Raw genomic sequence first — 14,203 nt, forward strand, 5'->3', positions numbered from 1 at the left:
TTTAAAATTCTGTCTAAATGCGTCAAAAAGCCCCCTGCAAAGCACCGTTCATTTTTGACAACACGTTAATATCATCGCATCGCCATAACTAAAAAAGCGATACCCTTGCGAAATGGCATGATTATACGCACCTCGCATGGTTTCCACCCCGCTAAACGCCGAAACCAGCATCAATAAAGTCGATTGAGGCAGGTGAAAATTGGTCACCAATACGTCCACCAAACGAAAACGATACGGCGGTCGAATGAACAATTTGGTATCTGCACTGTGCGGCTGCAATTGCCAATCACGGGCATACTCAGGATTTTGTAGCGCAGCAGCCGATTCCAGTGCGCGCAAACTTGTCGTTCCAACTGCGACCACACGCCCACCTTTAAGCCGCGCTGCATTGATGACATCTGCTGTGTGCGCTGGTATTTCGAACCACTCTTGGTGCATCACATGCGCGTCTAAATTTTCACTCGACACGGGCAAAAATGTACCCGCCCCCACATGCAACGTCACGTACGCCAGCTGTACACCTTTATCTGTTAAGGCTTTTAAAATATGTTCATCAAAATGCAAGCCCGCCGTAGGAGCAGCCACTGCACCCGCATGCTCGGCAAATACGGTCTGATAACGATTGGCATCAAAATCATCGGCGGCATGGTCAATATAAGGCGGCAGTGGCAAATGGCCGTGTTGCTCTAGCATCTCCAATATCGGCGCATCGCTTTCCAACTCATAAAAGCGATCGTTTTTTGCCAACACCGTGAGGTGAAAAGCATCGTTGATGCGCAATGTAGAGCCTATCGCAGGCGTTTTTGAAGCGCGGATTTGTGCAATGCCTCGATGCGTCCCCGTCACGCGGTCAAACATCACCTCAACTTTTCCACCGCTGGCCTTATGTCCAAACAGGCGGGCCTTGATGACCTTGGTGTTGTTCATAACCAACACATCACCCGCTTTCAGGTGCTTCACAATATCGGTAAACCGTTCATCCACCACATCGTTTTCACCATGCACCACCAACAATCGACTTGCACTGCGCTCTGCCGCAGGCATCTGCGCGATGAGCTGTTCAGGCAAGTCATAATTAAAATGCGCCAACGTCAGCGGCGTGGCATCCGTCGGCAAGGGCGTTGGAAATCGGTTCTCAATCATATTCATTCACTTCAAGCAAGGCATCATTCGGTACATCTTTCAATAACAAGCGGACATCATTGCTCGCCAATAGCTTCGCGTCCGACAAATGTCGGCGCCACGTCCGAGCGCCCGCCACACCATGATACAAGTTCAACCAGTGTCGCGTCATGTTACGCAACGGGACCCCTTGTAAAATTTGACGTTCAGCATAAGTGAGCAGTTGCTCTAAAATGTCACGGCGGCTAGGAGCAGGCGACTCGTCGCCAAAGAACAGCCCATCCACCCGCGCCAGCCAATACGGTTCATGGTACGCCTGTCGCCCGACCATCACGCCATCCACATGCTGCAACTGCTGCTGAATAACATCAAAATCTGCCAAGCCACCATTAATTATAATATTCAACTGTGGAAAATCGCGTTTCAACTGATGCACCACCTCATAGCGCAGCGGCGGAATGTCGCGATTTTCTTTCGGCGACAAACCCTTTAGCCAAGCATTACGCGCATGCACGACAAAAGTAGCGCACCCCGCCTCACTGACCGCACCGATGAAATCGCGTACAAAACCATAATCTTCATTTTTATCCAAACCAATCCGATGCTTGACCGTGACATCAATGGAACACGCATCACGCATCGCTTTCACGGCATCGGCGACCAAAAATGGCTCCGCCATTAAACACGCGCCAAAAGCACCGCTTTGCACCCGTTCAGATGGGCAACCGCAATTGATATTGATTTCATCGTAGCCCCACTGTTCAGCAATTTTGGCACACTGCGCCAACGCCCGCACATCACTGCCACCGACCTGCAATGCGAGCGGGTGCTCACTGGCATCAAAATCCAAATGACGGGCGGTATCACCATGAATAATCGCATTGACATTCACCATCTCGGTATAGAGCAAAACATTCTTACTCAGCAAGCGATGAAAATAACGGCAATGCCTGTCCGTCCAATCGAGCATGGGGGCAATTGAAAATCGACGCGCCTGCTCAAGCGAGGCGACAGACGATGCATGAGAAACGAGAGAAGTCATATCAACCATTCAGTTACAGCCAGCAGCTCACTCACGCCAGCGCGATGCTTTTGCGCTGCCACTTGCGGTCGCGCGGTCGCTTTGTAACACTCAAGAGCGATTACATCAATGAACAAAGCCCCGACCATGCGGGGCTTTGTATAAAATTTGGTAGGCGATATTGGGTTCGAACCAACGACCTCCACGATGTCAACGTGGCGCTCTAACCAACTGAGCTAACCGCCTATTTTTAAGAACGGCGATTGTAACACACAAAAATAAATTTCAGCAACCATTCTGCGCACACTTAAGTGCAGTTTTTCAATTAGCCCAGCCATAAACCCTTAAGTCGAGTAAAATGCTTAGTCTTTGTTACCTGTTTCATTTTTTATAAAAAATCATCATTATGAATGTTCTTATCATTGGTTCAGGCGGGCGCGAACATGCACTTGCTTGGAAAATTGCCCAATCTCCACAAGTCACGAAAGTATTCGTCGCACCTGGCAACGCAGGTACAGCACGCTTGCAAAAAACCCAAAACATCACACAGGTTGATAATGCAGCATTGGTTAAATTTGCCCAAGATAACGATGTTGTCTTGACTGTGGTCGGCCCCGAAGCCCCCTTAGCCAAAGGCGTGGTCAACGCCTTCCGTACTGCGGATTTAGCCATCTTTGGCCCCACGCAAGAGGCCGCGCAACTTGAATCTTCTAAAGCGTTTTCTAAAGCCTTCATGCTTCGGCACGCCATTCCAACAGCAGCCTACGACACCTTCACCGACGCTGCCCTCGCACACGCTTACGTCAATACCCACGGCGCACCCATCGTGATTAAAGCCGATGGTTTAGCCGCAGGCAAGGGCGTGGTTGTCGCCATGACTTTGGACGAGGCGCACGCCGCGATTGACAACATGCTCGCCAGCAACCGCTTGGGCGACACACAAGCACGCGTCGTCATCGAAGAATTCCTCGATGGCGAAGAAGCCAGCTTCATCGTTCTATGTGATGGTGAAAATGCCGTGCCACTCGCCACCAGCCAAGACCATAAACGTTTATTGGATGGCGACCAAGGGCCGAACACGGGCGGCATGGGCGCGTATTCGCCCGCACCCGTGGTCACACCCGACGTTCACGAACGCGCCATGCGCGAAGTCATCCTCCCCACCTTAAATGGGATGAAAAAAGACGGCATCGTCTTTACAGGATTTCTCTACGCAGGCTTAATGATTCAACCTGACGGCTCCATCAAGGTGCTCGAATTCAACTGCCGCATGGGCGACCCCGAAACACAACCGATTATGCGCCGCCTCGACTCTGACTTATTTGAAGTGCTGCGTCACGGTGCGAACGGCACGCTCAACCAAGTTCAACTTGAATGGAATAAACAAGTGGCTCTGGGCGTTGTCTTAGCGGCGGCCAATTACCCCAACACGCCTCGCGCGGGTGATGCCATCACTTTGCCTGACGATACTTTAGATTGCGTTACTTTCCACGCAGGCACGGCGGACAAATTCGACCAAGTGGTGACTTCGGGCGGACGGGTGCTGTGTGTCACCGCCCTCGGTCACACCCTACGTGAAGCGCAAGCCACGGCATACGAACACGTCAAACGCATCCAATTTGATGGCATGCAATTGCGTCATGACATCGGTTATCGTGCACTTGATTTAGTCTAAATCAACTCCGTCTCATCCAAGCCAAAAAAAGACCGCTCAGCGGTCTTTTTTAACGATTTTTCTTCTTGCTGATTACTCACCCAACGCTTTGTGATATTTTTTCTTAGAATCATTGACCTTAGCCAAAGCCGCTTTGGCTTTATCTAAATCATTGTCGGCGATGGCTTGGTTGACAGCGGCCATGTGCTCATCCAACTCGTGCATGCCCGCACGGTAAATTTCTTGATTGGGTTTAGAACCGTCGTATTCGAGCGTGCTGGCGTTTTGAATCGTCGTTTGCAACGTGGTCACGTTATTTTTAAAGTCCGCCATATTGTTGCTATCCATCGCCGCTTTGTAAGTCATTTGCATGCGTTTCATCGGTGCTTCAATGTTTGGCCCTGTGACGGATTTAAAACCCCAAACCGCTGCGCCAGCCACGGCGACCAATGCCACTAAAATCAGACTTAATTTTTTCATGTGTTTCCTCAATAAAATGTTTTGATATAAGAAGTTAAAATTCGTACTGCGGATTTGAGCGGTGCGTTGAAGCCACGCGTTAGCTCCAAGCCAACCAACCTGCGGCCCAAGAGATAAGAATCAGTCCACCAAAGATGATGCGATACCAAGCGAATCCGACAAAATTATGGTTGCTGACAAATCGCAATAGCCACCGCACGCACACAAAGGCACTGATAAAGGAGAATATAAAGCCAATACCAAACAATGCAAGGGTCTGCTGATTCAAAAGATGACGGATGTCCAACAATTCTTTCGCTGAGGCGCCAAATAGAATCGGAATGGCGAGGAAAAAAGAAAAATGCGTCGCCACTTGACGGCTGATGCCAAAAAACATGCCGCCAATAATCGTTGCGCCCGAACGCGAAGTGCCGGGGAAAAGCACGGCGGCTGTTTGTGCGAGCCCCACTTTTAGCGCGTCGACGGCTGTTAAATCATCAAGCGATTGGATGCGAGGTTGATGATTGACTTGACGGCGTTCGGCCCACAAAATAACCAAACCGCCGACCACCAAGGCGGTGGCGACCGCGATGGGATTGAATAAGTGGGCTTTAATGGTTTTGCCAAATAGCAACGCCAGCACAATCGCGGGTATGGTCGCAATCACAACATTTATCGCAAAACGCCATGCCAACGATTCGCCTTTAAACATGCCGCCAACGACATCAACGATGCGCTCACGAAACTCCCAAATCACGGCAATAATCGCACCGAATTGGATAGCGACTTCAAACGCATCCCAAAATTCACCGTGCAGTCCCAAGAGCGATTGGGTCAAAATTAAATGCCCCGTGCTCGAAATGGGTAAAAATTCAGTCAAGCCTTCCACGATACCGAGGAGGGCGGCTTTAATCGCCAGTGTGAAATCCATAGTTGCCTTAAAAAGTATTTAAAAATCATGCCGTGCAATCCCGACATTATGCCAAAAAAAAGCCCGGTAAACGGGCTTTACGTGTATCTATATGTATGTGGTTAATTGGCTCCCACATCAACCCCTTTGGTTTCTTTTAAGAAAAACATGCCGATTACAAACGTCATCAAAGCCACGCCTATCGGATACCACAGGCCTTGATAAATATCGCCATGCGCCGCCACCATGGCAAAAGCAATCGCGGGCAAAAAGCCGCCGAACCAACCGTTGCCAATGTGATACGGCAGTGACATTGAGGTGTAACGAATAGGGGTCGGGAACATTTCCACCAACATGGCGGCAATCGGACCATACACCATGGTCACCAGCAACACCAAAATAAATAAAATGACGACCACCATCAACTTATTGATTTCAAAAGGATTGGCTCGATTTGGATAGCCCGCCGCTTGCAATGACTCGTCGACCACGCGCACAAAAGCAAGGGCGCGCTCTTTCTGAACCTTCAAATCATTGGCATCATAAGCGGGGATAATGCGCTCACCAATTTTAATACTCGCCACCATGCCCGCAGGAATGGCCTCGTTGGTGTAATTAATCCCTTTACGCGACAGGTAATTTTTCGCAATGTCGCATGACGTTGTTAAAGGCTTTGTGTCTACAAGATTAAATTGAAAGCTGCACTCGTCTGGATTCGCCATCACAACCACAGGTGAGCTGCTCTGCGCCCGCTCTAAGGTTGGATTGGCATAATGCGTGAGCAACTTGAATAACGGGAAATACAATATGACCGCCAATAAACAGCCCACCATGATGATGGGTTTTCGGCCAATGCGGTCGGACAATGCACCGAAAAATAAAAAGAAAGGCATGGCGAGCACCAAGCTGACCCCAACCAAGAGATTGGCCGTGCCATTATCCACCTTGAGATTTTGTGTCAAAAAAAACAACGCATAAAATTGCCCCGTGTACCAAATAACCCCTTGCCCCGCAGTCAAACCAAATAGCGCGATCAAAACCAGTTTTAAATTTTTCCATTGTCCAAAAGATTCTTTAATCGGCGCTTTAGAGGTTCGACCTTCAGCTTTCATCGCCAAATAAGTCGGCGATTCGCTCAATTGCATGCGAATCCAGACCGAAATGCCCAAAAGCGCAATCGACATTAAAAAAGGAATGCGCCAACCCCACTCATCAAACGCCTCCGCACCCACCAGCATGCGCACCAATAAAATCACCACCAATGACAACAGCAACCCCATGGTGGCGGTGGTTTGAATCCATGACGTGTATAAACCGCGCCGCCGAGTGGGCGCGTATTCAGCAACATAGGTCACAGCGCCACCATATTCCCCGCCTAAAGCCAAACCCTGCAAGAAGCGCAAACCAATGAGCACAATGGGCGCGGCAATGCCAATCGAAGCATACGGCGGCAGCAGCCCGACGATAAATGTCGACAAGCCCATGATAAGAATGGTGATGAGAAAGGTGTGTTTACGCCCGACCATATCACCCAAACGCCCGAAAATAATCGCACCCAATGGTCGAACGGCAAACCCCACCGAAAAAGCCAATAGCGCAATGATGAACGCGGCGGCATCATTGACCCCCGAAAAAAACTGCTTTGAAATAATGCTCGCCAAAGAGCCATACAAATAAAAGTCGTACCACTCAAACACCGTCCCGAGCGATGAGGCAAACACCACTTTTTTTTGCTCACTCGTCAACTGACGTTGACTGGCTTTATCCTTCATGGAGGTCTCCTGCGCACTGACTCGTCTTTTAATTTTAATTTTCATATTGCGCCCATCTTCTTACCCTTAACTGACGACCACTTCCCGCCCCGCCGCAGCATCATTCGCACAAATTGGATGCCACACGAGGCATACACACATGAAACACACAGCCATGTCGTTCACCCTCTGTCAACTCGCTGTTGTAAGCAATATCAATTGTCGCATCGTGCATATCGGCAATTTGTTGCACAATCGCCAAGCCCAGTCCACTGCCCGTACTGGCTTTTTCTCCCAGCACGCTATAAAACGGCTCAAATACCTGCTCACGCTCTTCAGGTGCAATGCCAGGGCCATCGTCAAGCACATAAAAATGCGCATGGGTGGCATCCGATGTGATTCGCACCGTCACGCTGGTATGTGTATAAAAAATCGCATTATCTATAAGGTTTTTCATCAACTCACCCAACATAATCGCGTGCGCATTGACCAAAATGACGGCATCAGGCACGTCCAATTCGATATGCAAACCTTTTTGCAAAGCGCGGTCGGCAGCAAAAATGGTCTGGTCTCGCGCAATCGCAACGATGTCAACGTGCGCTAACTCCAAACGCTCCTCCGCCAAATGCTCCGTGCGCGACAACGCAATCAACTGATTCACCAAGCGCGCTGTGCGCTCTGACGCCGCCGCAATATGGGTGAGGCTGTTGCGCTGCTCAACGGGGTCGTCGGTTTGCAAGGCCAACTCCGCCTGCATACGCAACCCCGCCAAAGGTGTTTTGATTTGATGAGCCGTATCGGTTAAAAAGCGTTTTTGTAATGCGATGTGTCGCCGCAGCCGATGCAAAATACCATTAAAACTGCGCACCAACGGTTGCAACTCTTCAGGCGCATCGGTCGATGGGACATCGCTTAAATCATGCGTGTCTCGCTCTAAAATACTGTCTTGTAAACGATTCAAAGGCATGATGCCACGCGATAAACCAAACCAAATGAGCAACACCGCAATCGGCAAAAAAGTCAGTTGCGGCAAGGTCACACCTTGAAGAATCTCACGAGCCAAAGCCTTGCGCTTATTTAACGTTTCTGCCACCTGAATCAGCACCACGCTATTGGACTGAAAGTGAGAGCCAATGACCGACTGATTGCCCAAATCCAACCACACATACGCCACTCGAACAGGCTCGTTGTACAACGTCGCGCTGTACACTTGAGGTTGATTCATCACAATGGCATCCGCGGCTGGCGGCTGCGGCATTTTGGTCGTGCCTAAAATTGTTTCACCATTGCTACTGACGATTTGATAGTACATCTGGTCTTGGCTATCAAACACGGGAATGCTTAAACCCCAAGTGGACAACGCATGCTCGGTGTATGAGCTGCGCATTTGCTGGGCGAGATTGGAGACGTTGTTTTTAAGACTTTGGTCGAACGGCGTATCGGCAATACTGCGACCAATTGGATAGCTAATCAGCAAAGACAGCGGCCATAGAAACATGAGTGGAATCAACATCCACAACATGATTTGACCAAAAAGAGATTTTTGTTTGACCTTTGCCTGCGACATGGCTGGCTTGATTAAGAACTGACTTGCGGTTTATCAAGAGAATAGCCCAAGCCGCGTATGGTTGAAATCGTAATGCCCAATGGTTCTAATTTTTTACGCAAGCGATGCACATACACCTCAATCGCATTGTGGCTCACTTCCTCGCCCCACTCGCACAGGTGATCCAAAATCTGCTCCTTACTGACCAACCGACCCGCACGCGAGAATAGAACTTCAAGCACACCGACCTCACGCGCCGACAAATCCAATAACTGGTCGTTCACATGGGCACTACGCGACACTTGGTCAAAGGTCAACGGCCCTAACGTTAAGCGGCTTTGGTCAAACCCTGCTTGGCGACGAGTCAAGGCACGTACACGCGCCTGCAACTCGGATAATGAAAACGGTTTCGCCATGTAATCATCCGCGCCTAAATCCAAACCTTGCACGCGCTGCTCAACCGAGTCCGCAGCCGTTAAAATCAAAATCGGCGTGTGATTATTGCGCGCACGGGTGCGGCGCAAGACTTCTAAGCCTGATAATTTTGGCAAGCCCAAATCTAAAATCAACAGGTCACATTCCTGTGTTGACATCGCAGCATCGGCCTGATGCCCATCGTACACCACATCCACCGCATATCCGACTTCGCGCAGTGCACGCGACAAACCATTCGCCAAGACACTGTCATCTTCTGCCAACAAAATTCGCATGTCTACCTCCTGAATCGATTTAAATTTGATGTCGATACGATAGCGGGAAAGGTGAGGCAATGCAAGGAAATATCAACATGTCTTATACAAGAGTAAAAACCATCACTTGCCAAGCGAACCTGTTGTTGCCGCGCAATTTTGCTTTTGTATCGGCTCAAAGTGAGCTTCCATACTAAAAATGATTGAATTTTTCGCCATCGCATCTAAACAATAAAGCCAAAGAATATTAATCATTCTTTGGCTTATCCTTTGGCTTCACAGAAAAACAACCGCCCACACATCATACACAGCATACACATCACATGACTACGAGATATTGTATGGGCAGGGAATAGTCGCTGTTGTGCGCTTAATCCATTTTTTTCTTACTGCTCACCGTGGTTTTTTTCGCGCGCTTAACCAATCCGCCCGAGGTCACACGTTCATTGCCTTTAATGGTCATCTGTTTACTGCGGGGACGATGTGCAGGATTAGCAGGCGCTTTCATGACCGTGACGCGGCGAGGGGCCGCACCTTTAAAACCGTCTTGCTCTTGCAGCGTTTGGGCGAATGTTTTTTTCTTTGGCGCGGCTGATTCTGGACGGTAAATCACCAACAACTTACCAATCATTTGTACAGGAGACGCGCCCAATTGCTCGCAAATTCGGTTCATGAACTCGGTGCGCACTTCTTTTTCATCCGCAAATACGCGAATTTTAATCAGTTGGTGCGCGGCCAAGGCGTGTTCAGTTTCTTTCATCACGGCGTCAGTCAAACCCGCGTCACCAATCATCACCACAGGCGATAAATCATGGGCTTGGGCACGTAAACTTGAACGTTGCGCGGAAGATAAGGGTAAAATGGGCATGGTTTTTCGCTTTTCTTTATATATAGGGGCGAGGATAACAATACATCGCAAAGAGCCGTATTATCTCTTAAAGTGCCTGATTTTGCTGGTATTTTAGATTAGGCTCGGTTTAGGTTACATGAAAAAAAACAAATTCAATCAAGCATGGATGCATGCCCACATCAACGACCCTTATGTCAAACTGGCTCAACGCGAGGGTTATCGCGCTCGTGCGGCTTATAAACTCAAAGAGATTGACGAAGAAGACAAGCTGATTAAATCAGGCATGGTCATCGTTGATTTGGGTTCAACACCAGGGAGCTGGTCACAGGTCGCACGAGAAAAATTAGTCAAAAGTGGGGATTTAAATGGCCGCATCGTCGCCTTGGACTTGCTGCCGATGGAGCCAATTGCGGGCGTGGAATTCATTCAGGGCGACTTTCGCGAAGATGATGTGCTCGAAAAGCTGGCGCAAACCATCGGTCACGCACCCGTAGACCTTGTTTTATCCGACATGGCCCCCAACTTAAGTGGCATCGCCTCGGTGGATGCAGCACGCATCATTCATGTGTGTGAATTGGCGCTTGAATTTGCCCAAAGCCATTTGCAGCCACAAGGTGCGTTATTAGTAAAATGCTTTCATGGCGCAGGTTTTGATGAGATGATGAAGCAGTTTCGCGCGACATTCAAAGAAGTTAAAACCCGTAAACCGAAAGCCTCACGCGACAAGTCGTCTGAAATCTTTATTTTAGGTCGTGGACTGAAATAAGAGCGGGCGTTTACGTGTTTTTAAACTTTGATTTACAATGCGTTTTTGACGTTATTCGCAAACTGCTCAAAACGCAAATTGAACATACAGGCACCTCACTGTTCACAGTTGCGTTTGATATCAAATGAATTTTAAATTTAAGCACGAAAAAGTAAGCAGATACTTTTTTCGTATTTCATAGGAGTCTCCATTTTGAAAAAAAACAACCTAACCCGCATGATGTTTTGGGTATTGGGCTTGATGCTGGTATACAGCATCTATCAAGGTGTTGACACCAACCATCGCTCAAAAGCACCTGACGTGAGCTACAGTGAGTTTATTAGTGCAGCACAATCGGGCAAAATTAAACAAGTTGAAATTCGCGGCTCCGAATTAACGGTGTCACCCGTTGAAGGTGTCAATTACACCTTAACCGCACCGCGCGACAATGACATGGTCAAATCGTTGATTGCCGCCAACGTTAAAGTGATTGCCAAGCCTGAAGAAGGCCCAAGCTTTTTATCACAACTGTTTTTATCCATACTGCCGCTATTGCTCATTGGCGGCGTGCTTTTCTTTATGATGCGCCAAATGCAAGGCGGCAAAAATGGCGTGATGTCGGTTGGCAAATCACGCGCCCGCTTACAAGATGACACCGCAAAAAGCGTTACATTTACGGATGTAGCTGGCTGCGATGAGGCCAAAGAAGAAGTCAAAGAAATTGTCGACTTTTTAAAAGACCCGCAAAAATTTCAAAAACTCGGTGGCTCAATCCCGCACGGTGTTTTGCTGGTAGGCCCCCCAGGAACAGGTAAAACCTTGCTCGCCAAAGCCATTGCAGGTGAGGCGCGCGTGCCTTTCTTCAGCGTATCGGGTTCGGACTTTGTGGAAATGTTTGTCGGCGTAGGCGCATCGCGTGTCCGCGACATGTTCGAGCAAGCCAAAAAACAATCGCCATGTATCATTTTCGTTGACGAAATTGACGCGGTGGGTCGCCACCGTGGTTCAGGTACAGGGGGGGGCAATGACGAGCGTGAACAAACATTGAATCAATTGCTGGTGGAAATGGATGGCTTTGAGGGCAACTCAGGCGTCATCGTCATTGCCGCCACCAACCGCGCCGACGTGCTTGATAAAGCCTTACTGCGTCCAGGGCGTTTTGACCGCCAAGTGTATGTCGGACTGCCTGACATCCGCGGGCGCGAGCAGATTTTACAGGTTCACATGCGCAAAGTACCCGTCGCCAAAGATGTAGACGCGGCGGTTTTGGCTCGCGGCACGCCTGGTTTTTCGGGTGCGGACTTGGCAAACTTGGTCAATGAATCGGCTTTATTCGCCGCGCGTCGCAACAAACGCTTGGTCGATATGAAAGATTTTGAAGATGCAAAAGACAAGTTGTACATGGGACCAGAACGCCGTTCAACGGTCATGCGCGAAGAAGAGCGCCGCGCGACCGCATACCACGAGTCTGGGCATGCCGTTGTCGCGGCCCTGCTACCAAACGCCGACCCCGTCCACAAAGTCACCATCATGCCTCGCGGCTGGGCTTTGGGCGTGACATGGCAATTGCCTGAGCATGACCGCTATTCAAAATACGCGAGCAATCTATTGGATGAAATCACCATTTTGTTTGGCGGACGTGCTGCGGAAGAAGTGTTTTTGAATGCACGCAGTACAGGCGCGTCCAACGACTTTGAGCGCGCCACTGCACTTGCACGCGACATGGTTGCAAAATACGGCATGACCGACGCACTCGGCCCTATGGTTTACCTTGACGGCGAGAGCACAAGCGGCATGAATTTCAACCGCGCCGTCTCTGAAGCGACACAACAACGCGTCGATGCGGAAATTCGCCGCATTTTGGATGAGCAATATGCGTTAGCCACTTCACTGTTGCGTGAGCATGCGGATAAAGTTGAAACCATGACCTCTGCTTTGATGGAGTGGGAAACGCTTGATGCCGAGCAAATCAAAGACATTATGAATGGCTTAAAACCTCGTGAACCCAAGCATGTGAGCGACACGCCGACGGACACAACTGACGAAACCCCGATGGCAACTCCCGAAGCTGTAGAAGAATCGCCCACAGCGGTGGCTCCTGCGCCCGCTTTTGCTGAAATTCAAGAACCAGAAACATCTGTCGTGCCCCCCAAGGACACGCCACACGAGGGCAACAACAAACCACCGTTGTTTTAATCGTTCTGTTATTAAAAAAATAAAACAATAAAACAAACCCCCATCAACGGATGGGGGTTTTTAATTTATGACGAGCTGATGCGATGCACATCATGGGTGGTGAAGCCCTCGTCACTGTCGGGCAACTCAAAGAAAGACGGACAAGCCAAGGTTTTCTCAATATCAACCAGACCGCTATTCCAATGTTCCTGCATGGTTTCGGGGCTAAATTCATAATCTTTATAATGCCCTTCATACTGCTTGTCTTGATAAATTAAATGAATGATGTTCACCCGCGCATCATCTGCCAGCAAAGCGGCCGCTTCTTTACACACATCATCGCGGGCTTTCGCAGGGATTCTATCAAGCAAGGCGCGTATCATTTGGCGATTTTGATGACGTTGGCGCATGACATCGGTCACCATACGGGTGCGGCTGGAGTATTGAATTTCTTTGGTGCGCTCGCTGATGTCTAAAAAATTATTGGGCAAAGCACCTTGCGCTTTCCATAAGTCCACTTGAAAAATTAATGTATCTTTACTCGACAGGTCATCGACGATGTGGCTAAGCGGCGTATTTGACACCAAACCACCATCCCAATAATATTCTCCGTCAATTTTGACTGCGGGAAACCCTGGCGGCAATGCGCCGCTGGCCATGAAATGCTCTGGCGTGAGCGTCGTATCTTGGTTATCAAAATACACAAAATTACCTGTGCGCACATTAACCGCACCCACTGACACCCGAATGTTGCCTGTATTAATCAAATCAAAATCTGCGTATTTAAGCAGTGTCTCGCGCAAAGCGGCTGTTGTGTAGTAGCTCACTTCATCGGGTGCGCGCGCGCCCATAAACGGCAGCGGCACGCGTGGGCTGAAAAAACCTTTTTGCCCTTCAAATAAAGTACGTGTGGCTTCAAACGCGCTAAACACACCTCGCGTCAGCTGATTGGCGTTGTGCAACCATTGGGTAAAAGGAGCGGTCAATCCCGCACTAAAGTTTGCGGTGCAAATGGTGTTCCAAAAGCCTTTAAGTGCCGCCACACGTTGTTCAGGTGGATTGCCCGCGATGATGGCGGTGTTGAGCGCACCAATAGAAATGCCCGCTATCCAATCCAACTGTACGCCTGCGCTCAACAGCCCCTCAACTGCACCCGCCTGATAAGAACCTAAAGCACCCCCGCCCTGCAGCACGAGGGCAACTCGCTCGTATTGTGACAATGTGTGTTTATACGTCATGGCAACCTTAATATTATGTGTGGGCGCATGCCCACCTCTCCGC

General features: G+C 49.3%; 12 protein-coding genes and 1 tRNA gene. 3 read left to right on the forward strand and 10 right to left on the reverse strand.

The features are described from left to right. Positions 1 to 48: 48 nt before the first annotated feature. From queA to DFR44_RS07475, 3 genes are all read right to left on the reverse strand, one after another. The gene (gene queA, locus DFR44_RS07465) at positions 49 to 1,143 is read right to left on the reverse strand and encodes a tRNA preQ1(34) S-adenosylmethionine ribosyltransferase-isomerase QueA (RefSeq protein WP_133620640.1); all 1,095 of its coding nucleotides are present in this window, start codon (positions 1,141 to 1,143) and stop codon (positions 49 to 51) included. After that, on the reverse strand, positions 1,136 to 2,164 hold the full coding sequence (gene dusA, locus DFR44_RS07470; protein WP_133620642.1) for a tRNA dihydrouridine(20/20a) synthase DusA: 1,029 nt from the start codon (positions 2,162 to 2,164) through the stop codon (positions 1,136 to 1,138). The genes queA and dusA overlap by 8 nt, the downstream gene beginning before the upstream one ends. A gap of 148 nt (positions 2,165 to 2,312) precedes the next feature. Then, a tRNA-Val gene (locus DFR44_RS07475) sits at positions 2,313 to 2,389 on the reverse strand. A 160-nt stretch (positions 2,390 to 2,549) separates the two neighbouring features. Here DFR44_RS07475 and purD point away from each other — a divergent pair. Then, positions 2,550 to 3,818, forward strand: coding sequence for a phosphoribosylamine--glycine ligase (gene purD, locus DFR44_RS07480; protein WP_133620644.1), 1,269 nt, complete (start codon positions 2,550 to 2,552; stop codon positions 3,816 to 3,818). Between the two features lie 72 nt (positions 3,819 to 3,890). On the opposite strand, the gene DFR44_RS07485 is transcribed toward purD, so the two are convergent. The 6 genes from DFR44_RS07485 to DFR44_RS07510 form a co-directional block, all read right to left on the reverse strand. Next, complete coding sequence (locus tag DFR44_RS07485; protein ID WP_133620646.1) at positions 3,891 to 4,277, reverse strand: cytochrome b562; 387 nt, start codon at positions 4,275 to 4,277, stop codon at positions 3,891 to 3,893. A gap of 79 nt (positions 4,278 to 4,356) precedes the next feature. Continuing rightward, positions 4,357 to 5,187, reverse strand: coding sequence for an undecaprenyl-diphosphate phosphatase (locus DFR44_RS07490; protein WP_133620648.1), 831 nt, complete (start codon positions 5,185 to 5,187; stop codon positions 4,357 to 4,359). Between the two features lie 101 nt (positions 5,188 to 5,288). Beyond that, on the reverse strand, positions 5,289 to 6,938 hold the full coding sequence (locus DFR44_RS07495; protein ID WP_133620650.1) for an MFS transporter: 1,650 nt from the start codon (positions 6,936 to 6,938) through the stop codon (positions 5,289 to 5,291). 100 nt (positions 6,939 to 7,038) lie between these two features. After that, the gene (locus DFR44_RS07500) at positions 7,039 to 8,484 is read right to left on the reverse strand and encodes a sensor histidine kinase (RefSeq protein WP_133620652.1); all 1,446 of its coding nucleotides are present in this window, start codon (positions 8,482 to 8,484) and stop codon (positions 7,039 to 7,041) included. Between the two features lie 11 nt (positions 8,485 to 8,495). Continuing rightward, positions 8,496 to 9,173, reverse strand: a complete 678-nt coding sequence (locus tag DFR44_RS07505) for a response regulator transcription factor (protein ID WP_133620654.1) — start codon at positions 9,171 to 9,173, stop codon at positions 8,496 to 8,498. Positions 9,174 to 9,522: 349 nt separating this feature from the next. Next, positions 9,523 to 10,020 carry a YhbY family RNA-binding protein gene (locus tag DFR44_RS07510; RefSeq protein ID WP_133620657.1) on the reverse strand — a complete coding sequence of 166 codons (498 nt, stop codon included), beginning with the start codon at positions 10,018 to 10,020 and terminating at the stop codon, positions 9,523 to 9,525. Between the two features lie 118 nt (positions 10,021 to 10,138). On the opposite strand from DFR44_RS07510, the gene DFR44_RS07515 reads away from it, so the two are divergent. Together DFR44_RS07515 and ftsH are read left to right on the forward strand one after the other, a co-directional pair. Next, positions 10,139 to 10,768, forward strand: coding sequence for an RlmE family RNA methyltransferase (locus DFR44_RS07515; protein WP_133620661.1), 630 nt, complete (start codon positions 10,139 to 10,141; stop codon positions 10,766 to 10,768). 192 nt (positions 10,769 to 10,960) lie between these two features. Further along, positions 10,961 to 12,943 carry an ATP-dependent zinc metalloprotease FtsH gene (gene ftsH, locus DFR44_RS07520; RefSeq protein ID WP_425459567.1) on the forward strand — a complete coding sequence of 661 codons (1,983 nt, stop codon included), beginning with the start codon at positions 10,961 to 10,963 and terminating at the stop codon, positions 12,941 to 12,943. A 65-nt stretch (positions 12,944 to 13,008) separates the two neighbouring features. On the opposite strand, the gene DFR44_RS07525 is transcribed toward ftsH, so the two are convergent. Continuing rightward, positions 13,009 to 14,160 (reverse strand): patatin-like phospholipase family protein, encoded by a 1,152-nt coding sequence (locus DFR44_RS07525; RefSeq protein WP_133620664.1) that lies wholly within the window; start codon positions 14,158 to 14,160, stop codon positions 13,009 to 13,011. Between the last annotated feature and the right edge of the window lie 43 nt (positions 14,161 to 14,203).

The sequence above is a fragment of the Hydromonas duriensis genome (assembly GCF_004363775.1).
Lineage (GTDB): Bacteria > Pseudomonadota > Gammaproteobacteria > Burkholderiales > Burkholderiaceae > Hydromonas > Hydromonas duriensis.

What these genes read in the sequence shown, in the direction of transcription:
- queA (WP_133620640.1), bottom strand. Translation starts at nt 1,143, where the DNA reads ATGATTGAGAACCGATTTCCAACGCCCTTGCCGACGGATGCCACGCCG.
- dusA (WP_133620642.1), bottom strand. Translation starts at nt 2,164, where the DNA reads ATGACTTCTCTCGTTTCTCATGCATCGTCTGTCGCCTCGCTTGAGCAG.
- purD (WP_133620644.1), top strand. Translation starts at nt 2,550, where the DNA reads ATGAATGTTCTTATCATTGGTTCAGGCGGGCGCGAACATGCACTTGCT.
- DFR44_RS07485 (WP_133620646.1), bottom strand. Translation starts at nt 4,277, where the DNA reads ATGAAAAAATTAAGTCTGATTTTAGTGGCATTGGTCGCCGTGGCTGGC.
- DFR44_RS07490 (WP_133620648.1), bottom strand. Translation starts at nt 5,187, where the DNA reads ATGGATTTCACACTGGCGATTAAAGCCGCCCTCCTCGGTATCGTGGAA.
- DFR44_RS07495 (WP_133620650.1), bottom strand. Translation starts at nt 6,938, where the DNA reads ATGAAGGATAAAGCCAGTCAACGTCAGTTGACGAGTGAGCAAAAAAAA.
- DFR44_RS07500 (WP_133620652.1), bottom strand. Translation starts at nt 8,484, where the DNA reads ATGTCGCAGGCAAAGGTCAAACAAAAATCTCTTTTTGGTCAAATCATG.
- DFR44_RS07505 (WP_133620654.1), bottom strand. Translation starts at nt 9,173, where the DNA reads ATGCGAATTTTGTTGGCAGAAGATGACAGTGTCTTGGCGAATGGTTTG.
- DFR44_RS07510 (WP_133620657.1), bottom strand. Translation starts at nt 10,020, where the DNA reads ATGCCCATTTTACCCTTATCTTCCGCGCAACGTTCAAGTTTACGTGCC.
- DFR44_RS07515 (WP_133620661.1), top strand. Translation starts at nt 10,139, where the DNA reads ATGAAAAAAAACAAATTCAATCAAGCATGGATGCATGCCCACATCAAC.
- DFR44_RS07525 (WP_133620664.1), bottom strand. Translation starts at nt 14,160, where the DNA reads ATGACGTATAAACACACATTGTCACAATACGAGCGAGTTGCCCTCGTG.